Annotated in this window: 22 protein-coding genes; 16 read left to right on the forward strand and 6 right to left on the reverse strand. The window is 70.8% G+C overall.

Going from position 1 to position 26,162, the window contains the following annotated elements:
* Positions 1 to 56: 56 nt before the first annotated feature.
* Together ACSW7Y_RS00635 and ACSW7Y_RS00640 are read right to left on the reverse strand one after the other, a co-directional pair.
* Complete coding sequence (locus ACSW7Y_RS00635) at positions 57 to 887, reverse strand: aldo/keto reductase (protein WP_412879605.1); 831 nt, start codon at positions 885 to 887, stop codon at positions 57 to 59.
* 77 nt (positions 888 to 964) lie between these two features.
* A complete protein-coding gene (locus ACSW7Y_RS00640) occupies positions 965 to 1,363 on the reverse strand; it encodes a pilus assembly protein CpaE (RefSeq protein ID WP_438124429.1) in 399 nt (132 codons plus the stop codon).
* 216 nt (positions 1,364 to 1,579) lie between these two features.
* On the opposite strand from ACSW7Y_RS00640, the gene ACSW7Y_RS00645 reads away from it, so the two are divergent.
* The 12 genes from ACSW7Y_RS00645 to ACSW7Y_RS00700 all read left to right on the forward strand — a co-directional run bounded on the left by ACSW7Y_RS00645 (position 1,580) and on the right by ACSW7Y_RS00700 (position 18,594).
* Positions 1,580 to 4,270, forward strand: coding sequence for a glycoside hydrolase family 2 protein (locus tag ACSW7Y_RS00645; protein ID WP_438124430.1), 2,691 nt, complete (start codon positions 1,580 to 1,582; stop codon positions 4,268 to 4,270).
* Between the two features lie 107 nt (positions 4,271 to 4,377).
* Positions 4,378 to 5,871 carry a sugar transferase gene (locus tag ACSW7Y_RS00650; RefSeq protein ID WP_438124431.1) on the forward strand — a complete coding sequence of 498 codons (1,494 nt, stop codon included), beginning with the start codon at positions 4,378 to 4,380 and terminating at the stop codon, positions 5,869 to 5,871.
* A gap of 160 nt (positions 5,872 to 6,031) precedes the next feature.
* Positions 6,032 to 6,298, forward strand: coding sequence for a twin-arginine translocase TatA/TatE family subunit (gene tatA / locus ACSW7Y_RS00655; protein ID WP_400410686.1), 267 nt, complete (start codon positions 6,032 to 6,034; stop codon positions 6,296 to 6,298).
* Positions 6,299 to 6,406: 108 nt separating this feature from the next.
* Entirely contained in the window at positions 6,407 to 7,801 is a 1,395-nt protein-coding gene (locus tag ACSW7Y_RS00660) for an MFS transporter (RefSeq protein WP_438124432.1), read from the forward strand.
* Positions 7,802 to 7,849: 48 nt separating this feature from the next.
* A complete protein-coding gene (locus ACSW7Y_RS00665) occupies positions 7,850 to 10,033 on the forward strand; it encodes an ATP-dependent Clp protease ATP-binding subunit (RefSeq protein WP_438124433.1) in 2,184 nt (727 codons plus the stop codon).
* Between the two features lie 161 nt (positions 10,034 to 10,194).
* Complete coding sequence (locus ACSW7Y_RS00670) at positions 10,195 to 10,749, forward strand: DUF2231 domain-containing protein (RefSeq protein WP_438124434.1); 555 nt, start codon at positions 10,195 to 10,197, stop codon at positions 10,747 to 10,749.
* 298 nt (positions 10,750 to 11,047) lie between these two features.
* On the forward strand, positions 11,048 to 12,373 hold the full coding sequence (locus ACSW7Y_RS00675) for a sugar ABC transporter substrate-binding protein (protein ID WP_438124435.1): 1,326 nt from the start codon (positions 11,048 to 11,050) through the stop codon (positions 12,371 to 12,373).
* Positions 12,374 to 12,376: 3 nt separating this feature from the next.
* Positions 12,377 to 13,414: a carbohydrate ABC transporter permease gene (locus tag ACSW7Y_RS00680; RefSeq protein ID WP_438124436.1), complete on the forward strand. Its 1,038-nt coding sequence runs from the start codon at positions 12,377 to 12,379 to the stop codon at positions 13,412 to 13,414.
* A complete protein-coding gene (locus ACSW7Y_RS00685; protein ID WP_438124437.1) occupies positions 13,411 to 14,361 on the forward strand; it encodes a carbohydrate ABC transporter permease in 951 nt (316 codons plus the stop codon). Before ACSW7Y_RS00680 ends, ACSW7Y_RS00685 begins: the two co-directional genes overlap by 4 nt.
* 154 nt (positions 14,362 to 14,515) lie before the next feature.
* A complete protein-coding gene (locus tag ACSW7Y_RS00690) occupies positions 14,516 to 15,304 on the forward strand; it encodes a DeoR/GlpR family DNA-binding transcription regulator (protein WP_438124438.1) in 789 nt (262 codons plus the stop codon).
* Positions 15,301 to 16,383, forward strand: coding sequence for a 1-phosphofructokinase family hexose kinase (locus tag ACSW7Y_RS00695; RefSeq protein ID WP_438124439.1), 1,083 nt, complete (start codon positions 15,301 to 15,303; stop codon positions 16,381 to 16,383). The genes ACSW7Y_RS00690 and ACSW7Y_RS00695 overlap by 4 nt, the downstream gene beginning before the upstream one ends.
* Positions 16,384 to 16,464: 81 nt before the next feature.
* Entirely contained in the window at positions 16,465 to 18,594 is a 2,130-nt protein-coding gene (locus ACSW7Y_RS00700) for a PTS fructose transporter subunit IIABC (protein ID WP_438124440.1), read from the forward strand.
* 285 nt (positions 18,595 to 18,879) lie between these two features.
* Here ACSW7Y_RS00700 and ACSW7Y_RS00705 read toward each other — a convergent pair whose 3' ends face one another.
* On the reverse strand, positions 18,880 to 20,604 hold the full coding sequence (locus ACSW7Y_RS00705) for a beta-N-acetylhexosaminidase (RefSeq protein ID WP_438124441.1): 1,725 nt from the start codon (positions 20,602 to 20,604) through the stop codon (positions 18,880 to 18,882).
* A gap of 50 nt (positions 20,605 to 20,654) precedes the next feature.
* Between ACSW7Y_RS00705 and ACSW7Y_RS00710 the strand changes: the two genes are divergently transcribed.
* Both ACSW7Y_RS00710 and ACSW7Y_RS00715 read left to right on the forward strand, forming a co-directional pair.
* Positions 20,655 to 21,797 carry an ROK family transcriptional regulator gene (locus ACSW7Y_RS00710; RefSeq protein WP_438124442.1) on the forward strand — a complete coding sequence of 381 codons (1,143 nt, stop codon included), beginning with the start codon at positions 20,655 to 20,657 and terminating at the stop codon, positions 21,795 to 21,797.
* 51 nt (positions 21,798 to 21,848) lie between these two features.
* Positions 21,849 to 22,598: a DedA family protein gene (locus ACSW7Y_RS00715; protein WP_438124443.1), complete on the forward strand. Its 750-nt coding sequence runs from the start codon at positions 21,849 to 21,851 to the stop codon at positions 22,596 to 22,598.
* A gap of 4 nt (positions 22,599 to 22,602) precedes the next feature.
* On the opposite strand, the gene ACSW7Y_RS00720 is transcribed toward ACSW7Y_RS00715, so the two are convergent.
* On the reverse strand, positions 22,603 to 22,806 hold the full coding sequence (locus tag ACSW7Y_RS00720; protein ID WP_438124444.1) for a DUF2945 domain-containing protein: 204 nt from the start codon (positions 22,804 to 22,806) through the stop codon (positions 22,603 to 22,605).
* A gap of 193 nt (positions 22,807 to 22,999) precedes the next feature.
* On the opposite strand from ACSW7Y_RS00720, the gene ACSW7Y_RS00725 reads away from it, so the two are divergent.
* Together ACSW7Y_RS00725 and ACSW7Y_RS00730 are read left to right on the forward strand one after the other, a co-directional pair.
* Complete coding sequence (locus ACSW7Y_RS00725) at positions 23,000 to 24,052, forward strand: serine/threonine-protein kinase (protein WP_438124445.1); 1,053 nt, start codon at positions 23,000 to 23,002, stop codon at positions 24,050 to 24,052.
* A 43-nt stretch (positions 24,053 to 24,095) separates the two neighbouring features.
* Positions 24,096 to 24,719, forward strand: coding sequence for a phosphoribosylanthranilate isomerase (locus ACSW7Y_RS00730; RefSeq protein ID WP_438124446.1), 624 nt, complete (start codon positions 24,096 to 24,098; stop codon positions 24,717 to 24,719).
* A gap of 90 nt (positions 24,720 to 24,809) precedes the next feature.
* Here the strand turns inward: ACSW7Y_RS00730 and ACSW7Y_RS00735 are convergent, their stop codons facing one another.
* The gene (locus tag ACSW7Y_RS00735; RefSeq protein ID WP_438124447.1) at positions 24,810 to 25,568 is read right to left on the reverse strand and encodes an HAD-IIB family hydrolase; all 759 of its coding nucleotides are present in this window, start codon (positions 25,566 to 25,568) and stop codon (positions 24,810 to 24,812) included.
* Between the two features lie 174 nt (positions 25,569 to 25,742).
* Positions 25,743 to 26,156 carry an acyl-CoA thioesterase gene (locus ACSW7Y_RS00740; protein ID WP_438124448.1) on the reverse strand — a complete coding sequence of 138 codons (414 nt, stop codon included), beginning with the start codon at positions 26,154 to 26,156 and terminating at the stop codon, positions 25,743 to 25,745.
* Positions 26,157 to 26,162 lie beyond the last annotated feature (6 nt).

A 26,162-nucleotide genomic window follows, 5' to 3' on the forward strand; every position in this document is an offset into this window, starting at 1 on the left:
ACACACGAGAACGGCCCCCGCACACACCGTGCGGGGGCCGTTCCGCGGTGCGGGGGCTACGCGGGGACGTAGTCGAACGTGTCAGGGTCGGGACCGGTGCGGTGCCCCTTGTCGAGCGACGTGATCGCGGTCATGTCCTCGTCGGAGAGCTCGAAGTCGAAGATCGCGAAGTTCTCCTCGACACGGGCACGGGTGACCGACTTCGGGAAGACGATGTCGCCGCGCTGGATGTGCCAGCGCAGGACGACCTGTGCCGGGGTCTTGCCCGTGTTGCCGGCGATGCGGGTGATCGTCTCGTCGTCGAGGACGAGGCCCTGCGCGATGGGGGACCAGGCCTCGGTCGCGATGCCGTGCTCGCGGTCGTACGCGCGCAGTTCCTCCTGCGTGAGGTACGGGTGCACCTCGATCTGGTTCACCGCCGGGGTGATGGTCGTCTCGGCGGCGAGGCGGTTGAGATGGTGTGCCTGGAAGTTGCTCACGCCGATCGAACGGGCCGTGCCGGCGCGGTAGAGCTCCTCCATCGCCTTCCACGTCGGGACGAAGTCCGAGACGGTGGGCAGCGGCCAGTGGATGAGGAAGAGGTCGGTGTAGCCGCCGAGCAGGTCGGCCGACTTCTTGCCGTTCTCCAGCGCGGCCTCGGGGTCGTGGAAGCCGTTGTTGAGCTTCGAGGTGACGAAGATCTCCTCGCGAGGGATGCCGGACGCCTCGATGGCCTCGCCGACCTCCTTCTCGTTGCCGTACATCTCGGCGGTGTCGATGTGGCGGTAGCCGACCTCGAGCGCTGCGAGCGTCGCGTCCTTCGTGTCCTCGGGCTTGATCTGGAAGACGCCGAAGCCGAGCTGCGGGATGGTCTTGCCGTCGTTCAGGGTGATGTTCGGAACGGTCATGTCGCCATGCAACCAAAGCCCGCCCAGCGCGCATTCCAGCAACTCCCAGCCGGGCGCGTCACCCGGTGCGAGGGAGTTCAGTCCAGCGCAGATCGGATGTACGCGAGCAACGCGGCGGCGTACGCATCCGCGGCATCGGGAGCGTCGAACGTCTGCGGGGCGCCGTCGATCGTCGCGGTGACGGTGAAGGACGGCACCAGGGACACGAACGCGCTCCCGAGCAAGGTCCGCAACTGGTCCTCGCGCGGCAGCCACAGCGATTCGGCGGCCTCGACCGAGTCGAGCGCCCACTCCGTGGTGCCGTTGAACCCGAGCACGGTGCCGCTCGGGTAGTCGTGCCGTTCGACGGTCATCTCGGAGACCGTGTAGACGTCGTCGTCGACGCCGGGCTTGTCGATGACGAACCGGTCGCCGGTCGCGGGGTGCCAGCGGAGTCCTGCGTCACGCAGGGCGGCGGCGAGAGCAACTGTGATCACGCTCCCCAGCCTGCCACCCACGGCCGTGCAAGCTCCGCGTACTACCATCGCCGCACACCCCCTCGTGCGATCGCCCAGGCGTTCGCGCGCGCGACGTGACGACGCCCGGCCGACCGGTGTCGTGCCTCCAGGCCGGTACCCGGCCGTCTGGCGGACACGCGGCCGGCGTCCCGACCGAGCGGACCACCGGTCCCGCCCGCCCAGAGAAGGACCCGCATGACCCTCGACCGCGAGGAACTCCGCGACGGCTGGACCGTGACGATGGCAGGCGGCAGCGGCGCCCCTGACGGCGTCGCAGGCCGTTCCATCCCGGCGACGGTGCCGGGCCAGGTGCACACCGACCTCCAGCGCGAGGGCCTGCTCGCCGACCCGACCTTCGACCGCAACGAGGCGGACGGCAAGTGGGTCGGGCGGGCGGACTGGGCGTACCAGCGGACCGTCGACGTCGACCTGCGCGGGCACGAGCGCATCGACCTGGTCTGCGACGGACTCGACACGGTGTCGACGCTCACGGTCGACGGCGTCACGGTCGGGACGACGCGCAACATGCACCGTCGCTACCGGTTCGACCTGCGGGACGCGACCGGAGGCTCCAACGCGCGGACGGAACGCGAGCTCGAGATCCTGTTCGAGTCGCCCTACCGCGAGGCCGGACGCGTCGCCGCCCGGGCCGGGAGCATGCCGGGCCCCTACGACGAGCCGTTCCCGTACGTGCGGAAGATGGCGTCGAACTTCGGCTGGGACTGGGGGCTGACGGCGGTCACGAGCGGTCCGTGGCGGCCGGTCGCGATCGAGCGCTGGTCGACGGCGCGGCTCCGCGAGGTGCGTCCGCTCGTCGACGTCGAGGCGGGCGAGGGCGTGCTCGACGCGCACATCACGGTCGAGCGGTCGGGTATCAACGACCTCGACCAGGACGGCGAGGACGACGACCTCGTGCTCGTCGTGACCGTGAGCGGGCCGGACGCCGAGGGCGGCACGACCCGGCAGCGCTCGCGTGCGCAGCTGACGCCGAAGGACGACGAGACCGTCGTGACCGTGCGGGTGCCGGACGCGCAGCGGTGGTGGCCGCGGGGGTACGGCGAGCAGCCCCTCTACGACGTGACCGTCGAGCTGCAGACCGTCGAGGGCGAGGTCCTCGACCGCGACGTGTTCCGCACCGGCTTCCGGTCGACGCGCATCGACACGGCGTCCGACACGATCGGCAAGCCGTTCGGCGTGTACGTCAACGGGATGCTCATCGACGTCCGCGGGGTGAACTGGATCCCCGACGACGTCATCGTCTCGCGCGTCACACGAGAGCGCTACGAGTCCCGACTGGGCACCGCGGCGGCGCTCCGGGCCAACCTCGTGCGCGTGTGGGGCGGCGGCGTGTACGAATCTCGCGACTTCTACGAGGTGTGCGACGAACTCGGGCTGCTCGTCTGGCAGGACTTCACGTTCGCCTGCTCCGCCTACCCGGAGACGGAGCCGATCCGGAGCGAGGTCGTCGCCGAGGCGCGGGACAACGTCGCGCGGCTGTCGCGCCACCCCTCCCTCGTGGTGTGGAACGGCAACAACGAGAACATCTGGCTGCACGACGTCGACGGGTGGGCGGAGACGCTCGGGGACCGCGGGTGGGGCCTGGACTACTACCTCGACCTCCTCCCGACCATCGTCGACGCGGTCGACCCGACGCGGTTCTACACGGTGGGTTCGCCGTGGTCCGGCGACGAGGACCTGCCGGCGAACGACGTGGACCACGAGACCCACCACTCGTGGGAGGCCTGGAACCGGCTCCCGGACACCGCCTACCGCGCGTCGGTACCGCGGTTCGTGTCGGAGTTCGGCTGGCAGGCCCCGCCCGCGTGGCGGACGCTCCGTGACGCGGTGTCCGACCCCGAGCTGACCGTCGATGCACCGGGCGTCGTCCACCACCAGAAGGCCGACGACGGCATGGGCAAGTTGGCGCGGGGGATCGCGCCGCGTTTCGGCGCCGTCGACCCGGCATCGTTCGATGCGTGGCACTTCCTGACGCAGCTGCAGCAGGCGCGCGCGATCGCGACCGGGGTCGAGCACTGGCGGACGCACTGGCCCCGGAACACCGGGGTCGTCCTGTGGCAGCTCAACGACCTGTGGCCGGTGGCCTCGTGGTCGGCGGTGGACTCCGCGGGGCGGCTGAAGCCGCTCGCGCACGAGCTGCGGCGGCTGTACGACGACGTGCTGCTGACGATCCGGCCCGTCTCGTCGGTCGCCGGACCGCGGCCGGCGGGGTCGCCGGACGATCGGACTGGAGGCGCGGATCGCCCGTCCCCATCGGCTCCCGTCGGCGAGGCGGCTGAGCTGGGCGAGCTGGCGGACACGCTGTCGCTCGGGTCCGGTGGCGTCTCGCTCGGGGTGTCGCCGGGGGCGTTCGGGTCGTCGCCCGTCGAGGTGGCCGTGCGCTCGACACGGAGCGGCAACGACAGCGTCGTCCGTGTGCGGCGGATCACGCTCGCGGGCACCGTGCTCGCCGAGGTCACGCTCCCCGTGCACCTGTCGGCCGGCGTCGCCGTCGTCGCGCTGCCCGAATCGGTCGGTGTGGTCGACGACCCGCGGAACGAGCTCATCGTCGCCGACCTCGACGAGCGACGTGCCGTGTGGACACCGGCGCCGGACCGGGAGATGCGGTGGGAGTCCGCTCGGTTCACCGCGGCGACCGAGGTCGACGGAGCGACGATCCGCGTGGTCGTCGAGGCACAGTCGGTGGTGCGCGACCTGCTCCTGCAGCCGGACCGTGTGTCGCCGGAGGGTGTCGTCGACCGGGGCTTCGTGACCTTGCTCCCCGGTGAGCGTGCGGTGTTCCGGGTGCGCGGGGTGGAGGCGGCCGACGCGGGGGCGCTGCTGGAGCGACCCGTCCTCTGGACACTCTCGTACGCACTCGGCTCTTGATGTATCGCACATCGCAGTGATATTTTGGTAGGGCACTGCTGTCGCGCGTCCGCGACGGCGGTGCCCGGTCGGCCTCCGTCGATCGGCGTCCGACCGGAGGTCTCGCGATGTCCCTCGCCATCCGTCCCACGCGCGCCGGTACCGCTGTCGTCGCGACCCCGACCCGCGCCGTTCCGACGAACACCCCTGCTGGTGCTGGCCGCGGGTTCCCGTTCGCGTTGGCCGCTCTGGACCTCACCGTCCTGCTCCTCGCCTTCGCGGCGGCGCACCTCGTCCGGTTCCCGGGAGAGCTCCCGGCCGGTTCCAGTGCGGCCGGCTGGGTCGAGTTCGTCGTCGCACCCGTGATCGTCCTGGCGTGGATGACGCTGCTCGCGAGCTTCGGCACCCGCAACGCCCGGGTGGCGGGTGTCGGCAACGAGGAGTACCGCCGCTTGGTGACCGCGAGCCTCGTCACCGGGGCGGTCGTGGCGATCGTGGCGTACGCCGTCCAGCTCGACATCGCGCGCGGGTACGTCGCCATCGCGTTCCCCCTCGGGCTCGCGCTGCTCGTGGCCGAGCGCAAGGTCGTCCGGACGGTGCTCGCCCGTCGGCGAGGGCGTGGTGAGCGGCTGCAGGACGTCCTGCTCGTCGGCGACGTCGAGGACGTCCGCTACGTCGGGCGTCGCATCGCGGCCACTCCGGTCGCGGGGTACCGGGTCGCCGGGGTGGTCACGGACTGCGTCGCGGTCGGGTCCTCGCTCGCGCTCGGCGCCTCTCGGGTCGCGGTCGTCGGTGGGATCGACGCTGTGCTCGACCACGCTGTCTCGAGCGGCGTGTCCGCCGTCGTCGTCGCGGGGGCGATCCGCGGCGGCCACGAACGGCTCCGGCGCCTCGGGTGGCAGCTCGAGGAGCGCGGAGTCGAACTCGTCGTGTCCTCGCCGCTCGCGGACATCGCCGCCGGTCGTGTGCACGAGCGACCTGTCGACGGTCTGCCGCTCATGCACGTCGAGACGCCCGACTACCGCCGACGCTTCGGCAAGCGACTCCTCGACGTCGTGGGCGCGGGGCTCGGGCTCCTGCTGCTCGCTCCGGCGTTCGCGGTGATCGCGCTGGTCATCCGGCTCGACGACCGCGGGCCGGTGTTCTTCCGCCAGACCCGAGTGGGTCGTAAGGGGCGGGACTTCTCGATCCTGAAGTTCCGGACCATGTGCGTCGACGCCGAAGCACGGGTCGCTGCGCTCGAGGCGTCGAACGAGGGCGCTGGTCCGCTCTTCAAGATGAAGGACGACCCCCGGGTCACCCGGGTCGGGGCGTTCCTCCGCAAGACCTCCCTCGACGAGCTCCCGCAGCTCTGGAACGTCCTGACGGGGTCCATGAGCCTCGTCGGGCCGCGTCCAGCGCTGCCGAAGGAGGTTGCCGTGTACGAGGACTTCGCCGACCGTCGGCTGCTCGTGACCCCGGGCATCACCGGGCTCTGGCAGGTGAGCGGGCGTTCAGACCTCGACTGGGCCGAGGGGGTCCGGCTCGACCTCCACTACGTCGAGAACTGGTCGTTCCTGCACGACCTCGTCATCCTCGCGCGGACGATCCCGTCGGTGCTGCGCTCGCACGGGGCGTACTGAGCCGAACGTCGAAGTCGCCGAGCCTGTGCGAACGGTGTCCGTTCGGGCTCCCCGCCTGTGATTCCCGGACAGACCGAGTTACGATGATCCGACCACGAGCTTCCGCCGCGTGTGTCGAAGAAGACCCGAGCACGGCGACCAGTTCACCATCGAAGGAGTCATGATGTTCGCAGGCCTCACCGGCATCCATCTGCTGATCATCCTCGGGATCGTCATCCTGCTGTTCGGGGCGACCAAGCTCCCGGCGCTCGCGAAGGGCCTCGGTCAGTCGATCAACATCTTCAAGAAGGAGATGGGCACCGAGGACAAGCAGGCGTCCGATGCCACCGCTCAGAACACGACCGCGCAGAACACGGCCGCGCAGCCGGCGGCTCCGGTCGTGAACCCGGGCCCCTCGGTCCAGCCGAACGCCGACTCCAAGCAGTAGGACTCCCAGCCCCGTCCTGTCGGCAGCCCCCGCGACCACTCCGGTCGCGGGGGCTTCGTCATGCGTGCGCTCGTGCGCGACGTCCGTGGTGCGGAGTTGGATGAGCGCATGACGACGCCCGCTGCACCGCTCCGCGACGACCGCCGCGTGGTGCTCGTGGTGGCGATCCTCGCGTCGTTCGTGGTCGGGCTCGACGCGAGCGTCGTGAACGTGGCGCTCCCGGCGATCCGGCACGAGCTCGGTGGCGGGCTCGTCGTGCAGCAGTGGGTCGTCGACGCCTACATGGTGACGCTCGGGTCGCTCATCCTCGTCGCGGGGTCGCTCTCGGACCTGTTCGGACGGGTGCGGATCATCACGCTCGGGCTGATCGTGTTCGGTGTCGCGTCGATCGTCTGTGCAGCGGCTCCCTCGGGCGAGGTGCTCATCGTGGCTCGGGCACTGCAGGGGGTCGGCGGAGCGCTCGTCACCCCGAGTTCGCTCGCGCTCATCATCGCCGCCTTCCGTGGAGCCGCGCAGGGCAAGGCGATCGGCTCGTGGACGGCGTGGTCGAGCGCCGCCGTGATCGTCGGCCCGGTGATCGGCGGGCTGATCGTCGACGGCATCGGCTGGCGGTGGATCTTCGTCCTCACGGCGGTGCCGATCGCCGTGACGATCCCGCTCGTGGCCAGGATCTCGGGAGACGTCCGCCCAGTCGGGCGCCCGAGGGTCGACGTGGTGGGCGCGGTGCTCGCCGTGGTCGGCATCGGCGGGGTGGTCCTGGGCCTCATCGAGCAGGAGCGCCTCGGTTGGTCGTCGCCGCTCGTGGTCGGCGCACTCGTGGTCGGAGGGCTGGCGCTCGTCACGTTCGTGCCCTGGGAGCACCGGGTCGCGCATCCGCTCGTGGACCTGCGGCTGTTCCGGGCGCGCAACTTCGCGGTCGGGAACCTCGCGACGCTGTCGATCTACGGGGCGCTCGGCATGGTCGGCTTCGTCGTGACCCTGTTCCTGCAGGAGGTCTGGGCGTTCCCCGCCTGGGTCGCAGGGATCGCCACGCTGCCGCCGACGATCCTGCTCCTGCTGCTCTCGACGACGGTGGGCTCGTTCGCCGGACGGTGCGGGCCGCGGTGGTTCATGGCCGCGGGGCCGGCGATCGCGGCCGTGGGATCGTTCCTCATGGTGCTCGTCGGCGACGACCCGGCAGCCTACTGGTGGACGGTGCTCCCCGGGCTCGTGCTCGTCGGCTTCGGGATCTCGCTCATGGTGACGCCGCTGACGAGTGCGGTCCTCGGATCGGTACCGGAGTCCGAGGCAGGGATAGGTTCGGCGGTCAACAACGCCGTCGCCCGGATCGCGAGCCTCGTGATGGTGGCGCTCGCCGGCGTGGTGCTCGGTGGGGCCATGAGCACGACCGGGTTCCACCGCGCGGTGGTGGTCATGGGTCTCCTGCTGATCGCCGGGGCGGTCGTCAGTGCGATCGGCATCCGGAACCCGGGGCGGGAAGAATCCGTGCCGGACAGAAGTTGAGTGCAGTAGACTCAAGTAGACGACCAACGCAACGAAAGGACGGAACGCATGGCGAACCTCCAGGGCGCTCCTGACTCGCAAGAGCGACAGAAGACCGCCCTCGAGCAGTACGGCGTCGACCTCACGGCGATCGCCCGCAGTGGCAAGCTCGACCCGGTGATCGGCCGCGACGCCGAGATCCGGCGCGTCTCCCAGGTGCTGACGCGCCGGACCAAGAACAACCCCGTGCTCATCGGTGAGCCCGGCGTCGGCAAGACCGCCGTGGTCGAGGGGCTGGCACAGCGCATCGTCGCCGGGGACGTCGCCGACTCCCTCAAGGACAAGCGGCTCGTCTCGCTCGACATCTCCGCCCTCATCGCCGGTGCGAAGTACCGCGGTGAGTTCGAGGAGCGACTCAAGGCCGTCCTCAAGGAGATCAACGACTCCGACGGGCAGGTCATCACGTTCATCGACGAGTTGCACACGCTCATGGGTGCCGGCGGCGGCGAGGGATCGGTCGCGGCGTCGAACATGCTCAAGCCGATGCTCGCGCGCGGTGAGCTGCGGCTCATCGGCGCGACGACGCTCGACGAGTACCGCGAGTACATCGAGAAGGACGCCGCGCTCGAGCGCCGCTTCCAGCAGGTCTACGTGGGGGAGCCGAGCGTCGAGGACGCGGTGGCGATCCTCCGCGGGCTCAAGGAGCGGTACGAGGCGCACCACAAGGTGACGATCAACGATTCCGCCCTCGTGGCCGCTGCGAGCCTGTCGAACCGGTACATCTCCGGGCGGCAACTGCCCGACAAGGCGATCGACCTCATCGACGAGGCCGCGTCGCGGCTCCGGATGGAGATCGATTCGTCGCCCGTCGAGATCGACGAACTCAAGCGCACGGTCGATCGCCTCCGCGTCGAGGAGTTCGCGCTCAAGCAGGAGAAGGACGACGCGTCGAAGGCGCGACTCGAGACCCTGCGGGCCGAACTCGCGAGCCGCGAGACCCTGCTCGGCGAGCTCGAGCAGCGGTGGCAGGCCGAGCGCGCCTCGCTCAACCGGATCGGCGAGCTCAAGCAGCAGCTCGACGACCTGAACATGCGGTCGCAGCGGGCGCAGCGCGAGGCCGACTACGAGACCGTCAGCCGACTCGAGTACGGCGAGAAACCCCGGATCGAGGCCGAGCTGGCCGCCGCCGAGCAGGCTGAGAGCGCCGAGCGGATGGTGAACGACAGCGTCACCGACGAGGACATCGCCGCCGTGATCGCGCAGTGGACCGGGATCCCGATGGGGCGGCTCCTGCAGGGCGAGACCGAGAAGCTGCTGCACCTCGAGAACGAGCTCGGCCGCCGGATCATCGGGCAGCGCTCGGCGGTGAACACCGTGTCCGAGGCCGTCCGACGCACCCGCGCGGGCATCTCCGACCCGGATCGGCCGACCGGCTCGTTCCTGTTCCTCGGGCCCACCGGCGTCGGCAAGACCGAGCTCGCCAAGGCGCTCGCGGAGTTCCTGTTCGACGACGAGAAGGCCCTCGTCCGGATCGACATGAGCGAGTACGGCGAGAAGCACTCGGTGGCGCGGCTCATCGGCGCCCCTCCCGGGTACGTCGGCTACGAGGCCGGTGGGCAGCTCACCGAGTCCGTCCGCCGCCGGCCCTACTCGGTGGTGCTGCTCGACGAGGTCGAGAAGGCGCACCCCGAGGTGTTCGACGTGCTGCTGCAGGTGCTCGATGACGGCCGGCTGACGGACGGCCAGGGGCGGACGGTCGACTTCCGGAACACGATCCTCATCCTGACGTCGAACCTCGGCTCGCAGTTCCTCACCGACACGTCCCTCACCGAGGAACAGCGTGAGGAGGGTGTCCGGGAGATGGTCACCCAGGCGTTCCGGCCGGAGTTCGTCAACCGACTCGACGACATCGTGGTGTTCCAGGCGCTCACCTCGGAGGACCTGGGGCAGATCGTGTCGCTGTACGTCGACCGCCTCGCGCGTCGACTGTCCGACCGCCGTCTGGAGCTCGCGGTGACGCCGTCGGCCCGGACCTGGCTCGCCGAGCGCGGGTACGACCCGGTGTACGGCGCTCGTCCGCTCCGCCGACTGATGCAGCGGCAGATCGACGACCGGCTGGCGCGGGCGATCCTCGCCGGGGACGTCCGCGACGGCGACACCGTGCGGGTCGACGTGGCCGACGGGGGCGATGAGCTGACCGTCGAGCCGTTCGACCTCGGTGAGGTCGTCGAGGGCGAGATCGTCGAGGAGTAGCGGGATCGCTCCGCGGGAACCATGTTCCGGACACCGCGTCGCGGAACGGCGGGGTGTGGTGTCCGGGACCAGGTTCCCTCGCGGTGGTCGGGGTGACCGTCTGGAGGCCCGGGGCGCGTTCCTGGAACCCGCCCCGGGCCTCCAGGCCTAGCGTCCAGGGCATGCCTGAGACCCGCGCCATCCGTCGCCTCACCGACGCTGTCGAGCACGCGGCCGTGCTCGACAAGGCCGTCGACATCGATCGCTCCGTCGTCCGCGCGCTCGCGCGTCCGAAGGCGCTCCGCCAGCTGCTGCACGGCGTGCCCTTCGGGCACCCGCTGCACCCCTTGATGGTGCAGGTGCCGCTCGGCGCGTGGATCTCCGCCGCGGTGCTCGACCTGCTGGGTGGGAAGGGGAACGCGAAGGCCGCGAAGACCCTGGTCGGCGTCGGACTGGTGTCGTCCGGGAGTGCCTCGGTCGCCGGGTACGTGGACTGGTCCGAGCTCGACCGCGAGCAGCTCCGGACCGGCTGGGTGCACCAGGCGGTGAACTGGGTCGGGATCACGCTCTACGGTCTGTCGTGGATGCAGCGGAAGCGCGGGAACCACGGCGCCGGCAAACTGCTCGGCTTCGCGGGACTGACCGTCGTCGGTGTCGGCGGGTACCTCGGTGGGCACCTGGCCTACCGGCAGCGTGCGGGTGTCGGCTCGAGCGAGCACGTGCCGTTCGACGACTGAACCACCCCGACGACCGAGCCGTCCGTCGCGTTCGCGACGCGCTCGACGACCGACGGGAGGCCCGTGGCGGGATCGCCACGGGCCTCCCGTCTGTCTTCGATCGAGGTGCAGATGATGCCTGGTCATGACCAGTTCGTCAAGGCTGCATCCCGATCTGTTCGACATCCGTGATCCCCCGGAAACATGCGGATCGCGACTGTCCACAGGCTTGCGATCCGGTGTTGACATCCCCGTGTGATGGGTCTTTACTCACCAATACGCAACGTCCTTTCATAAAGGTCGGACCAAGGGAGTCAACGTGACACGCACGCGTTTCGCCGCACTCGGTGCGCTCGCCCTCGCAGGCGCGCTCGCCCTCACCGGGTGCTCCGCCGGAAGCAACGGAGCTTCCGACGGCGGCACGAAGTCCATCGGCACACCCGACGGCAAGGGCAAGACCATCACCGTGTGGATCATGAACGGGGACCTCAGCCCGAAGATCCTCGACGTCGCCGAGAAGCAGTTCACCGAGGCCACGGGGGCCAAGGTGAAGCTGCAGCTCCAGCAGTGGGACGGCATCACGACGAAGCTCACGACGGCGCTCGCGCAACAGGACGCGCCGGACGTGGTCGACCTCGGCAACACGCAGGTGCCGGTGTACGCGGCGACGGGCGGCCTCATGGACCTGTCGCCGTACAAGAAGGAGCTGCAGGACGGGCAGACGTGGCTGTCCGGCCTCGAGGGCCCGGCGACCGTCGACGGCAAGCTCTACGGCGCTCCGCTGTTCGCCGGCAACCGCGCGGTGATCTACAACAAGAAGACGTGGGCGGACGCCGGGGTCACCGACGTGCCGAAGTCGTACGACGAGCTCACCGCCGACCTCGACAAGGTGAAGGCGAAGAACCCGCAGGCCGACTTCTCCGCGTTCTACATGCCCGGGCAGTACTGGTACGGCGGCCTGCAGTGGGTGTGGGACGCCGGCGGGCAGATCGCCACCGAGAAGGGCGGCAAGTGGACCGGAGCGATCGACTCCGCCGATGCCGTCAAGGGCCTCACGGCGTGGAAGGACTTCCAGAACTCGTACTCGGCGAAGTCCACGCAGGACATCAACACCGACAAGCCGGCCGAGTCCGACGTCTTCGCGCAGGGCAACACCTCGGCGATCCTCGGGTCGGCGTGGGAGATCGGGTCGATCACGACTGCCAAGCCCGAGCTGAAGGACCAGATCGGCACGTTCCCGATGCCGTCCGCGACCGAGGGGAAGACCCAGCCGGTGTTCCTCGGCGGCTCCGACCTCGGCATCCCGGCGAAGTCGCAGAACCAGGAGCTCGCGCTCTACTACATGAAGATCCTGACCTCGAAGGAGTTCCAGAAGGACCAGGTCTTCGGGGTCGACGGGTGGGAGCCGAACTCGACGCAGCTGCTCGATGCGGTGGCCGGTGACGTGGACGAGCTCCACAAGCCGTACTTCGAGGCAGCCTCGACGAGCCGTCCGACCCCGGCGACCCCGGGCTGGGCGACGATCGAGGGTGACTCCAGCTTCCAGACGATGTTCGCGGACATCGCCACGGGGCGGAAGACACCCCAGCAGGCAGCCGAGGGCTTCTCGGAGCACCTCACGTCCGCGCTGAACGCGCAGCAGTAGTCGATGACCTCCACTGCTGAGCGGGTGTCCGGTCCGGCCTCGGTCGGGCCGGACACCCGGCGTGGCGGCTCGCGTCGGGGTCGTTCGAGCGGGGCGGGTCCGTCAGGCGCCGGTTCGACCGGAGGTCCCGGTCGCCGTCGGCGGCCGCTGACGGCGTCGCGGGCGCCGCTCGTGCTGCTGGCACCGGCCGCGATCCTGCTGCTCGCGCTGGTCGTGTACCCGCTCGTGCGGCTGCTGGTCATCTCCTTCCAGGACTACGGGCTCCGCGCGATCTTCACGGGGCAGGCCGGGTTCGCCGGGTTCACGAACTACACGAACGTCCTGACCGACGCGAGCTTCTGGCCCGTCATCCTCCGGACCGTGCTCGTCACCGGGGCGATGGTGGTCGGGACGATCGGCATCGGCATGGCCGTCTCGCAGCTGCTCACCCGACTCGGCGTCGTCATGCGGACGGTCGTCAGCGTGGTGCTCGTGTTGGCGTGGGCGATGCCGAACGTGGCGTCGAGCCTGGTGTGGCAGTGGCTCTTCCAGCCGTTCTACGGGGTGCTCAACTGGATGATCACGCAGCTCGGCGTGTTCGGGGACCACACGCAGGACAACTGGGCCTCGACGCCGGGGCAGTCGTTGGCGATCGTGCTCTCGCTCGTCATCTGGCAGGCGGTGCCGTTCGTGGCCCTCACGCTGTACGCCGCGCAGTCGCAGATCGCGCCGGAGTACTACGAAGCGGGTGCCCTCGACGGGGCCTCGGCGTGGGCGATGTACCGGGCGATCACGCTCCCCGCGCTCGTGCCGACGCTGCTCCTCGTCACGATCCTCTCGGTGATCTGGGACTTCAACGTCTTCAACCAGATCTGGCTGCTCACCAGGGGCGGCCCGGAGGACACCACGCTCACGCTCGGCATCTGGACGTTCGTGAAGTCCTTCGTGTCGAACGCGTACGGGCAGGGGGCCGCGATCGCCGTCATCTCGACCCTGATCCTCGGGGCGCTCACCAGCTACTACATCCGCCGGCTCGTGCGCAGTGGAGAGGAAGACCTGTGACGACGACATCGACACCCGGGGTCACCGGGGTGACCGCGTCGGAGGCGCAAGCAGCCGTGGCGGGGGCGGGGCGTGCCTCCAGGCCGGGCGGACGGGACGGCGCCGCCGCGCCGGTGCGTGTGCGACGGCGGAAGCCGCGCGTGGTCGCGAACGCGATCGCGGTCGTGTTCTGCCTGGTCTGGGTGTTCCCGATCTACTGGATGGTGAACACCGCGTTCAAGCCCGCGGACGAGGTCACCACCCTGACGCCGATCTGGTTGCCGCTCCGGCCGACGCTCGAGAACTTCACCCGTGCACTCACGCAGGACGGCTTCCTCGTCTACCTGCGGAACTCGGCGATCGTCGTGGTCGCGGCGGTGCTGCTCTCGATCGTGGTCGGGTTCCTGGCCTCGGCTGCGCTGTCGCGGTTCCGGTTCCGCGGTCGTCGGGCGATCCTCGTGGCGATCCTGTTCGTGCAGATGATCCCCTCCGGCGCGCTGTTGATCCCGCTGTTCCTGTCGTTCCAGACCCTCGGGTTGCTGAACAGCTACGTCGGGCTGATCCTCGCGTACGTGGCGAGTGTGCTGCCGTTCTCGATCTGGGTGATGCGCGGGTTCTTCGTGGCCGTGCCCGTCGAGATCGAGGAAGCGGCGAAGGTCGACGGCGCGGGGACGTTCCGGATCCTGTGGAGCGTGCTGTTCCCACTCGTGATGCCGGGGGTGATCGCCACGAGCGTGTTCGCGTTCATCGCCGCGTGGAACGACTACCTGACGGCGTACGTGATGCTGAAGGACCAGGGGATGTACACGCTGCCGGTGTGGCTCGCCGGGTTCTCGACGAACAAGGGGACTGACTTCGGCGGGCTGATGGCGGCGTCGGTGCTGTTCTCGATCCCAGTGGTGGTGTTCTTCCTCATCGTGCAGCGGCGGCTCGTCAGCGGGATGACGGCGGGCGCCGTCAAGGGGTAGTCGGCACCGGTGCTCGTGCCCGAACACCCCGTCCTGCCGTGTGCAGGGCGGGGCGTTCGTCTGTGGTCGTGTTGGTTCTGCGGCGGAAGAGTTGCGATCGTGTGGGTTTGCGGCGTACAGTGCTCGAAACCCACGGGAACGAAGGAGTTCGGGCATGTACGCAACCGAGCGGCACGACGCCATCGCCGCCTCGCTGCTGTCGGCAGGGCGCGTGTCCGTCGCCGAACTGGCCGAGCACTTCGACGTCACGACCGAGACGGTCCGGCGTGACCTGGACGCCCTCGAGTCCGCCGGTGTCCTGCGCCGCGTGCACGGGGGAGCGGTGCCGGTGGGACGGTCGAGCGTCGTCGAGCTGAGCGTCGCCGAGCGCGAGGGGCAGCACGGCTCCGCCAAGACCGCGATCGCCCGGGCCGCCATGCGTCTCGTGCCGCCGACGTTCACCGGTTCGATCAGCCTCGACGCGGGAACCACCTGCGCGGCCGTCGCCGCGGAACTCGCCCGGTGGGAGCCCGCCACGGCCGGAGCGACCATCACCGTGATCACGAACTCGGTGCCGATCGCCAGCGTCCTGCAGCACAGCGAGCACGTCGAGCTGCACCTCCTCGGCGGCCGGGTCCGTGGTGTCACGAGCGCCGCGGTCGGAACGGCCACGGTCGAGCAGATCGGCGCACTCCGGCCCGACATCGCGTTCGTCGGGACGAACGGGCTCTCGGCTGGTTTCGGCTTGAGCACGCCGGACGAGTACGAGGCTGCCGTGAAGGGCGCCTACGTCGTCTCGGCTCGCCGGTCCGTGGTGCTCGCGGACGCGGCGAAGCACGGGGTCGAGGCCCTCATGCGCTTCGCTCGGCTCGACGAGGTCGACACGATCGTCACCGACCAGGAGCCCCCGGCGGACCTCGCTGGCGCGCTCGCCGAAGCGGACGTCGAGGTGGTCGTCGCATGAACACCGACCAGGGCAACAGCACGACCCGCAGCACGCGCATCGTCACCGTGACGCCGAACCCGAGCCTCGACCGCACGATCGAGCTCGCCGGCGAACTCCAGCGCGGTGCCGTCCAGCGCGCAACGCGGTCGACGGCGGAGCCCGGCGGCAAGGGCGTCAACGTCTCCCGCGTCGTGGTCGCGAGCGGCGGAGACACCGTCGCGGTGCTGCCCGGCGACGAGCTCGACCCGGTGCTCATCGGCCTCGCGACCCGCGGGATCCCCACCGCCGCGATGCCGATCGGCCTGCCGCTCCGCTCGAACGTCACGGTCACCGAACCGACCGGCACCACCACGAAGCTCAACGAACCCGGGCCGTCCCTCGCTGGTCGCCTCGACGAGTTCGCGGCCCTCGTGGCCGACGCCGCGGGGCCGACGCCGACCGGGCCCGGTGCCCGCTGGGTCGTCCTCGCCGGGTCGCTGCCGCCGGGACTGCCGGACGACGCGCTCGCCGAGCTGGTCCGGGCCGTCCGCGCACGGCACGGTGAGGACGTCCGGATCGCGGTCGACTCCTCGGGCGTCCCGTTCACCGCGCTGCTGCAGTCCGGTGAGCGGATCGACCTGGTGAAGCCGAACGCCGAGGAGCTCGCCGAGGTCGTCGGCGGCGACCCCGACGAGTACGAGCGCGACCTCGAGGCCGCGGCCGCGGCAGCCGAACGGCTCCGCTCACGGGGTGTCGACACCGTCCTGCTCACCCTCGGCAGCGCCGGCGCCGTCCTCGTCGGGCCCGACGGCGCACACGCCGCCGCCGCACCGCGGATCGTCGCCCGCTCGACCGTCGGCGCGGGAGACTCCTCCCTCGCCGGTTACCTGCTCGCCGAGGTCGCGGGAGCGCGGCCGGAGGAGCGCCTCGCCCAGGCCGTCGCGACCGGAGCGGCAGCAGCCGCGCTCCCCGGCAGCGACGTCCCCGCACTCGACCACACCGACCCCTCGGCCATCGAGGTCCGCAGACTGCGGACCGAGACGACCGCGGTCCCCGACACACCGGAGCCATCGGTGACCGCGGCGGCGACACCCGTCGCGGCGTCCGAACCGGTCTGACCCGCACCACCCGAGCACCACCCCCACACCGCAGCACGAAGCACGGCCCGCGCCCCAGGCGCCACTGCAAAGGAGCAACCCATGTCCGCAGACACGACGCAGCGCCTCATCAGCGCTGAGCTCGTCGGCCTCGACGAGGACCTCGGAGCGACGTCGACCGACGTCATCCGCGTCCTCGCCGACCGAGTCGCCGCCACCGGCCGCGCAGCCGACGGTGGCGCCCTCGCCGAGGACGCCATCAAGCGCGAAGCCAGCGTCGGCACGGGCGTGCCCGGCGGCATCGCGATCCCCCACGCGCGGTCGGCCTCGGTGTCGAGCCCGACCCTCGCGTTCACGCGCCTCGCCCGGAAGGTGCCGTTCGGCGCCCCGGACGGCGACGCCGACGTGGTCTTCATGATCGCCGTGCCGGAGGGCGCCGACAAGGACCACCTCACGGTCCTGTCGACGCTCGCCCGGGCGCTCATCCGCGAGGACTTCACCGCGGCGCTCCGCGCCGCGTCGACCCCGCAGGATATCGTCGACCTCGTCCAGCGCGAGGTGGGCGGCGAGGTCGCCGCAGCCGGTGTCGGGAACGCGACCAGTGCCTCCCGGCCGGCCGCCGTCCCGTCGACGCAGGCCGCATCCGGCGACGCGACCACGAGCAACGCCAGCGCGGGTGCTCGCAAGGTCATCGTGGGCGTCACCGCCTGCCCGACCGGCATCGCGCACACGTACATGGCCGCCGACGCCCTCGTCGCCGCGGCACAGCGCGCCGGTGCCGAGATGCACGTCGAGACGCAGGGGTCCTCGCAGGTCGAGCCGCTCGACCCGGCGCTCATCGCCCGGGCCGACGCCGTCGTGTTCGCGGTGGACGTCGACGTGCGCGACCGTGGACGCTTCGCGGGCAAGCCGCTCGTGTCCGGACCGGTGAAGCGCGGCGTGGACGAGCCCGACAAGATGATCGCCGAGGCGATCCGGGCCGCCGACGACCCGAACGCCGCGCGCGTCCAGGGCGGCGCAGCCACCTCGGAGACCACGAAGACCGACGAGCACTTCGGGCAGGCCCTCAAGCGCTGGCTGCTCACGGGCGTCAGCTACATGATCCCGTTCGTCGCGGGCGGCGGTCTCCTCATCGCGCTCGGCTTCCTGCTCGCCGGCTACGGCATCGCGCTGCAGCACGGCGACTCGGGCCAGAACAACGCCGTGTACACGCTGACGAACTACACGCTCGTCAACCTCCCGCCGGAGGGGCTCGCCTACTACCTCGGCGCGGCAGCGTTCCAGATCGGTGGCGTCTCGCTCGGCTTCCTCGTCGCAGCGCTCGCCGGGTACATCGCGTACGCCATCGCCGACCGTCCGGGCATCGCGCCGGGGTTCGTTGCCGGGTCGGTCGCCGTCTTCATGAACGCCGGCTTCCTCGGCGGGCTCGTCGGTGGTCTCATCGCCGGTGGTGCCGCGTACTGGATCGGGCGCATCCCGACCTGGCGTTGGCTCCGTGGCCTCATGCCGGTGGTGATCATCCCGCTGTTCGCGTCGATCATCGCCTCCGGACTCATGCTCCTCGTGCTCGGCGGACCGATCGCCTGGGTCATGACACAGCTCACCGCGTGGCTGAACTCGCTGTCCGGCGCATCGGCGATCCTGCTCGGCATCATCCTCGGCCTGATGATGGCGTTCGACCTCGGTGGTCCGGTGAACAAGGTGGCGTACGCGTTCGCCGTCGCCGGCCTCGGAGCCGGTTCGGCCACCAACGTCGTGCCGTTCGAGATCATGGCCGCCGTGATGGCCGCGGGCATGGTCCCGCCGCTGGCCCTCGCGCTCGCCTCGACCGTGCTCTACCGCCGCGGCTTCACGAAGCCCGAGCGGGAGAACGGCAAGGCCGCGTGGCTGCTCGGCGCGTCGTTCATCTCCGAGGGCGCGATCCCGTTCGCCGCGGCCGACCCGCTGCGGGTCATCCCGGCGTCGATGGTCGGTGCCGCGGTGACCGGTGCGATCTCGATGGCGGCCGGCGTGACCTCGCGGGCACCGCACGGCGGCATCTTCGTCTTCTTCGCGATCGGCAACATCTGGATGTTCATCGTCGCGATCCTCGCCGGCACCGTGGTCTCCGCGCTCGTGCTGGTCGGGCTGAAGAAGTGGGTGCGTCGTCGTCCGGTGGACGAGGCCGCTGCGGGCTCCGAGGCCGCGGTCGCGGCCGAGACGGTGGGCCAGCGCGCTCCCGTCGCGGTGTAGTCGACGTCACCACGTGACGGACTGGAGGCGCGGTGCCAGCAGGCACCGTGCCTCCCGTCCGTTGTGGGGTGCGATGGGCGCGGGGCGCGGCGCGCGAGGCGCGAGGCGCGGGGCCAGCCTCCAGATGCCGGAATCCTGGCATCTGGAGGCCCGGCAGGGCGATCCGCGGAACCTCGGTGAAGCTGAGCGGCGAGTCTCGGAACCTCGATCGCAGGCCGCAGGCCGCAGGCCGCAGACCGCGGACGGCTGAGCGCCAGGTCGGAGCCTGGCGGCACACTACGGCGCCTACTCCGCGATGTTCGCGGTCACCGCGTCGATGTAGGCGGCGCGCTCCTCGCGCGAGTGCGGCCGACCGGGCACGCCCGGACGCTGCTCCCACGGGAACGGCCCCGCCTCGTGCCGGTACTCGATCCCCATCGCCTCGAGCCGCGCCGTGTGCTCCGCCAGCCGTCCACGGAACTCCACAACGTCGCGCGGCCCCGAGACGTCCGCGGACCACAGCGCCTCGGACAGCGCCGCCACGCGGGGGAACAGCTGGTAGTCGAGCTTCCGGGCGGTGTCGACGTGCTCGGTCCACATGTTGCCCTGGCCGCCGATGACGTGGGCGCGCTCGGCGTCGGTCAGGCCCGAGGGCACCGGGTCGAACGCGAAGACGTCGTCCACGGAGAGCACGATCGACACCGGGATCGGCTCGGTCGGCAGGTCGCTCTGCCGGTAGTCGAGGTACGCCTGGTCGTCGGGGGAGGAGATGACGTCGTGCCCGCGCTTCGCCGCCGTCCGCGCTCCCGTGAGCCCGCGCCACGACAGCACGGTGGCCGAGGAGGACAGCGTGCCGCCCTCGAGGATCTCGTCCCACCCGAAGGCACGACGTCCGCGGGACTCGACGTGTGCCGCCAGCCGGCCGATGATCCACGCCTGCAGCTGCTCCTCGTCGGCGAGGCCGAGCTCCCGGATGCGTTCCTGCGTCCGGGGGTCCTGCTCCCACTGCACCTTCGGGCACTCGTCGCCGCCGATGCCGATGTACGGGCTCGGGAAGAGCGCGACGACCTCGTCGAGGACGTCCTGGAAGAACGCGATCGTGGACTCCTCGGCGTTGAGGACGTCGTCCGCGATGCCCCACTCCGTCCAGACCTCGACGGGCCGGTCGGGGTGGACGCCGAGCTCCGGGTACGCGGCGAGGGCGGCGCGGACGTGCCCCGGCGTCTCGATCTCGGGCACGACCGTGACGAACCGGTCGGCCGCGTAGGCGACGATCTCGCGGATGTCGTCCTGCGTGTAGTAGCCGCCGTGCGGGCGTCCGTCGAACGCCGCGGGACGGAGCACGCCGTCCGCGTCCGGGACGTGCGCGCCGACCTGGGACTCGCGACGCCACGACCCGACCTCGGCCAGGCGCGGGTACTTCCGGATCTCGATGCGCCAGCCCTGGTCCTCCGTGAGGTGGAAGTGCAGACGGTTGATCCGGTGCGCGGCGAGTTGGTCGACGACGCGCATGACCTCGTGCTTCGTCCGGAAGTGTCGGCAGACGTCGAGCATCACGCCCCGCCAGGCGAACGCGGGCGCGTCCTCGACGACCGCTGCGGCGACCGTCCACGGGCCGGTCCCGACCCGGCCGTGCCGGTACACGTCGGCGGGCAGCGACTGCAGCAGCGCCTGCACGCCGTAGAAGACCCCGGCGGCCGAGCCGCCGACGACCTCGATCCGGTCGGGCGTGACCGTGAGCCGGAAGGCCTCACTGCGGTCGCCCGGAGCCGACGCGGGGCCGCTGGCCGAGGCCGCGGGTCCGGCCGGCAGGGTCTCGAGCTCCGCCGCGGAAGCGACCCGCAGCGCGATGACGTCGGCTCCGTCGTGACGTTCCGCGTCGCGCACCGGCAGGCCGGTCGAGCCGCGGAGGGTCTGCTGCAGGTACAGTCGCACCGACGCGGTGTCGTCGTCGGCAGCGATGCGGGTCGACGCGGTGATCTCGAAGGCGCCGGTTCCCGCTTCGGTACGGCGCGGGCGGGGGATGAGCATGTCAGGTCCACCATTCCTCAATGGTCTTTCGTAATATGGAGGCTATGGCCGTGGAAGAGACCGTGTCAACGCTCCCGAGCACCGTGGTGGGGACGACCCCCGGCGTGCTGCGGCTGATCAACTCGCGCGCGATCCTCGACGAGCTCTTCCGCGAAGACGCCTCCCGTACGGTCACCGAGCTCAGCCGGACGATCGGGCTCTCGCGTCCGACGGTCGAGGCGGCACTCGCCGACCTCGTGGACGAGGGCTGGGTCGCCGAGGCCGAGGCCATCGCCACCCCGAACAAGGCCGGGCGGCGGGCCAAGCGGTTCGCCGCCGACGCATCGGCGGGAGCGGTCCTCGGCGTGGACCTCGGTCTGCACGGCATCGTCGGGCTGCGGGCGGACCTCCGCGGGGCGACGACCGCCCGGGTCGAGGAGCGCTACGCCGACCTCACCAGCGCCGAGGAGGCCTGGACGAGCGTGCAGGACGTCGTGCAGCGTCTCACCGAGGGCATCGACCCCGAGCGGGTCCTCGCAGCGACGTTCGGTGTCCCAGCGGTCGTCGACCGCTCGGGCGCGATCGACTACACGGTCGCGGTGCCGCAGTGGGTGGAGTCCCGGGTGCCCGGCCGCATCCAGGACCTCTTCCCCGGTACCGCCACCTTCTTCGACAACGACGCCAAGCTCGCGGCGACCGCCGAGGCGATGTGGGGACGGTTCCGCGACGTCGACGACGCGCTCTACCTGGTCATGGGGCGGCAGATCGGTGCGTCCTACGTCGTCGGCGGGTCACTGGCGCGCGGTGCGCGCGGCGCCGCGGGCGAGGTGGGCGGCCTCGCCTCGACCGGCTGGCCGTCCGCTCCGGCCCGCCTGGAGGCACGGATCGCGCCCGGCACGGACCTCGAGTCGGTCTTCACGGCGGCCGGGCACGGTGACGCGGCAGCGGTCGAGACCGTGCGCGCGTTCGCGGCGGACGTCGTCCCCGGGGTCGTGCAGCTCGTCACGACGCTCGACCCGCAGATCGTCGTCGTCGGGGGAGAGGTCCTGCCCGCCGCCGACGTCTTCGCCGAGGCGCTCGAGCAGCTCGTGACCCCCGAGCTCCGGCACCCCGTCGAGGTCGTGCCCTCGACGGTCGGTCGCGACGCGGTGGCCCGTGGTGCCCTCGCCCGCTCGCTGACCCACGTGCGCAGCTCCCACATGGGCCTCGGCTGACGCTCAGGTCCTGCGCCGGAGTCTGACAGGCCGCTCAGGGATGATCGGCGGATGACGACTGTCCTGCCCCGCTCCGCAGCCGCCGCCGACTCCGAGATGGGCGGGCTCTCCGGACTCGTCCTGCAGCTCATCGACGCCCTCGGCGAGTGGGGCGTCGCGCTCATGCTCTTCGTCGAGACGGTCTTCCCGCCGATCCCGTCCGAGGTCATCCTGCCGCTCGCCGGGTTCCTCGCGGGCGCGGGGCAGATGAACCTCGTGCTCGTGCTCGTCGCGGCGACCCTCGGGTCCTACCTCGGGGCGCTCGTCCTCTACTGGCTCGGCGCGGTGATCGGGTTCGAGCGGACCGTGCGGCTCCTCGGGCGCCTCCCGCTCGTCGACGAGGACGACTTCCGCAAGGCCGCCGACTGGTTCCACCGGCACGGCAAGAGCGCCGTGTTCTTCGGCCGCTTCGTGCCGATCGTGCGCAGTCTCATCTCGTTGCCGGCGGGAGCGGACCGGATGCACCTCGGCACGTTCTCGGTCTTCACGATCATCGCGAGCGGCATCTGGAACGGCGCACTCGTGCTGCTCGGTGCGGCGTTCGGGACGCAGTACGACAAGGTCGAGCAGTACACCGAGTGGATCGACCGGGCGCTCTACGTCGCCATCGCGGTCGTCGTGGTGACGTTCATCGTGCGCCGGGTCCGACGTGCCCGGGCCGAGCGCGCCGGCCGAGCACCGACATCGGACGGAGCGGGCCGGGCAGATCGTGCCGGACAGGGTGGTCGCGGTCGACGCCGCGCCACCCCGGCCGGCGACTGACCCGTCAGGCCTTCTCCAGCGACGACTCCTTGTGGGCAGCCTTGTTGCCCGACTTCTCCGACTCGACGATCCAGTACGGGTCGTCGTCCTTCGGCTTGAAGTCCTGACCGTCGAACGTGAAGTCCTTGGTCTTCTTCTCGACCAGCTTGCCGGTCGTCTTGCCCTGCGAGGTGTTCCAGTGCACCTCGTCGCCCTTCGACAGCGCCATCGTGTCCTCCTTGCGCGTGAACGCTCATCCGTTTCGGTCATGCCTACACCGGCCGATCCGCGCGGACACAGGGAAGCACGGGGCATCACGATGTCGTAACGAGCCCGCGGGATTGCCCGCGGGCGCGTACCGTACTGGGTGAGTCAACCCGAAGGCAACTGCTGCTCCCGACTCCCGACGGAACGACGTGCACATGACCTTGCTGGACAGCCCTCGGGCGGAGACGGTCCTCGCTGGCCGCTACCGACTCGTCCGGCTCATCGGCACCGGTGGCATGGGCACCGTCTACGAAGCACGCGACGAGCACACCTACCGCCTCGTCGCGGTGAAGCTGTTCGCGACGCCGGACACGATGACGACCGCCGACCGGGTCCGCCAGGAGCGCGAGATCCGGCTGCTCAGCATGCTCTCGCACCCCGGGCTCATCCCGCTCTACGACGCCGGCACCCACGACTTCGAGGACGGCCCGCACCGCTTCATCGTCATGGAGCTCATCGCCGACACGACCCTGCTGCGCCGACTCGCCGAGGGTCCGCTGCACAACTACGAGGTGGCCGACCTCGGGGCGCAGCTGGCCGACGCCCTCGCGTACGTGCACTCGCGGGGCATCGTCCACCGTGACGTCAAGCCCGCCAACATCCTCATCAGCGACGAGGGCTCGTCCGGCTTCGCACGCACCGTCAAGCTCACCGACTTCGGCGTCGCGCACTTCGTCGACGGCTCACGCCTGACGAACGACGGCACCATCATCGGCACCGCGGCGTACCTCAGCCCCGAGCAGGTCGCTGGCGAGCCGATCGGGTTCGCGACGGACGTCTACTCGCTCGGACTCGTCCTGCTCGAGGCCCTCACCGGCAAGCAGGAGTACTCCGGCACCCTGATCGAGGCCGCCCTCGCCCGACTCCGCCGCGACCCGGAGGTCCCGGACGGCGTCGCGTCGGAGTGGCGTGACCTCCTCGAGCGCATGACCGCCCGCGACCCCGAGCGTCGTCCGACCGCGGTGGCCGTGGCGAACGCGTTGCGCGGCGGCTCGACGCAGATCACCGGACCGGTGCCGCTCGGGCCCGACCGCGAGAAGCACCTGCGGGCGCACAAGCTGCACCGCGCCGCACACCGACACGCCAAGCGCGGCACGTTCGACTCGGTGAAGCGGTGGCGTCGACGGAACGTGCTGCTCGGTGGGTTCGCGATGTTCGGCCTGCTCGCGGCGTGCGGGGCGTCCTACCTGGCGGGCATGCTGCACTGACACGGGTGCGACCGCGCCTGTGCTCCCTGGCAGGATGGACGGCATGACCGATCAGCGCTGGATCAAGATCTGCGGCCTCTCGACCCCCGAGACGGTGGACGCCGCCGTGGACGCCGGCGCGGACGCGGTCGGGTTCGTCTTCGCCGCGGGGAGCCCCCGCACGGTGACGGCGGACCTCGCGAAGGAGCTCGTCGAGCGGGTGCCCGAGGGCATCGACGCCGTCGGGGTCTTCCGTGACCAGCCGATCGACGAGGTCGTCGGCATCGCCTCGGCGGTCGGCCTGACCACCCTCCAACTGCACGGCGGCGAGTCCGCGACGGACTTCGCCCGCGCACGCGACGCCGGCTTCTTCACGATCCGCGCCGTCAGCACCGAGGACTACCTGCGTGAGACGCCCGAGCAGCGCGCCGCGTTCGACCACGACCTCCTGCTGCTCGACGCCGCCGTCCCGGGCAGCGGTCGGCTCGTCGACGCGTCGTCGATCGTGGGCAAGGTGGACGAGGCCTGGATCCTCGCGGGCGGGCTCACCCCGGCGAACGTCGTGGCCGCGGTCGAGGCGCTCGACCCCGACGGCGTGGACGTCTCCAGCGGCGTCGAGTCCGAGCGAGGCGTCAAGGACGCCGCCAAGATCCGCGCGTTCGTCGAAGCGGTCCGCAGCATCCCCTGACCGCGCGGATGCGTGCGCAGCGCGACCAGACGGACGGACGGGAGGCCCGTGGCGGATCCGCCACGGGCCTCCCGTCCGTCGCGGTGCGCGTCAGCGCAGCGTCGGGATCAGCTCCGTCAGGAACGCGTCGGTGTCCTCCCAGCCCTCCACCGCGTGGCAGGGGACGCCGAGCGCCTTCACCGGGTAGTCGTTGCCCTCGGGGTCGAGGCGGTCACCGACGAACAGCATGTCGTCGAGCGCGATGCCCGTGATCTCGGCGAGGCGGCGCATCCCGTAGGCCTTGTCGATGCCCTTGCGGGTGATGTCGATGCTCGTGGAACCGCCGGAGCGGACCTCGAGGTCGGGGAGTTGCTCCTGCACCAGGCGACGCAGGTGGTCCTTCTTCTCGCCGGTCGGGTCCCACTGCTTCTTCACGTCCACCGGAGCCGTCTGGCCGAGAGCCGAGAACGTGATCTGCGAGCCGCGGTCCTCGAGGATGTCGCCCCAGGTCGTCGCCTCCCAGTAGCCGGCCCGCTTCGCCTGCTCCTCGACGGCGGCGAGGGCGCGGGCCTTCTGCTCGTCGGTGAGGTCCTCGGCGTACTGCAGGGCCCAGTCGTCGCCCTGCCAGCGGTAGTACCGAGTGCCGCAGGTCGGCAGGAGGTGGAGGTCGTCGAGCGTCAGGCCGTCGCGGTGCCGGAGCGGCGTGACGAGCTGCTGCTCGAACTGGTGGAAGTTGCCACCGGAGATCACGGCGACCGGCACGACCTCGAGCAGGGACGCGAAGGTCTCGAGCATGCGGGGGTCGAGGGGCGACTTCGACGGGGCGAGGGTGTCGTCCAGGTCGAAGGCGACGAGGCGGGGCGTGGTCATGGGACCGATCCTGCCAGAGACGGACCGGACGAACGGTCCGTGCGGGCATCGGTGCGGGTCGGATGCGGACCCCCGCGACGAGCGTGCGGCGTGCGTGCGGCGTGCGTGCGGCGTGCGCATGGCGTGCGGCGTGCGGTGCGCGCGCGAGCCGCGCGACGTGCGCGGTGCGGCTGGTCAGGCCCGGTGCGTCGCCGGCACGCGGTCGCGCGCGTAGGTGATGTCCGTCCAGCCGTGCGGCGCCGGGTTGCCGTCCTGGTCGAGGTTGACGAAGACGACCTCGTCGATGGTCAGGATGCTGCGGTGCGTGAAGAGGTTCCGCGCCTCCGCCCGCATCGTCAGCGAGGTCCGGCCGAACCGGGTGGCGACGAGGCCGATCTCGACGATGTCGCCCTCCCGCGCGGACGACACGAAGACGATCTCGGACATGTACTTCGTCACGACCTTGCCGTTGCCGAGCTGGATGATCGCGTAGACCGCGGCCTCCTCGTCGATCCAGCGCAGGAGGCTGCCGCCGAACAGCGTGCCGTTGGCGTTGAGGTCCTCGGGGCGGACCCACTTGCGGGTGTAGAAGTTCATCTCGTTCTGCATGTCAGT

The organism is Curtobacterium flaccumfaciens (assembly GCF_051548005.1).
In the GTDB taxonomy this organism is placed as follows: domain Bacteria; phylum Actinomycetota; class Actinomycetes; order Actinomycetales; family Microbacteriaceae; genus Curtobacterium.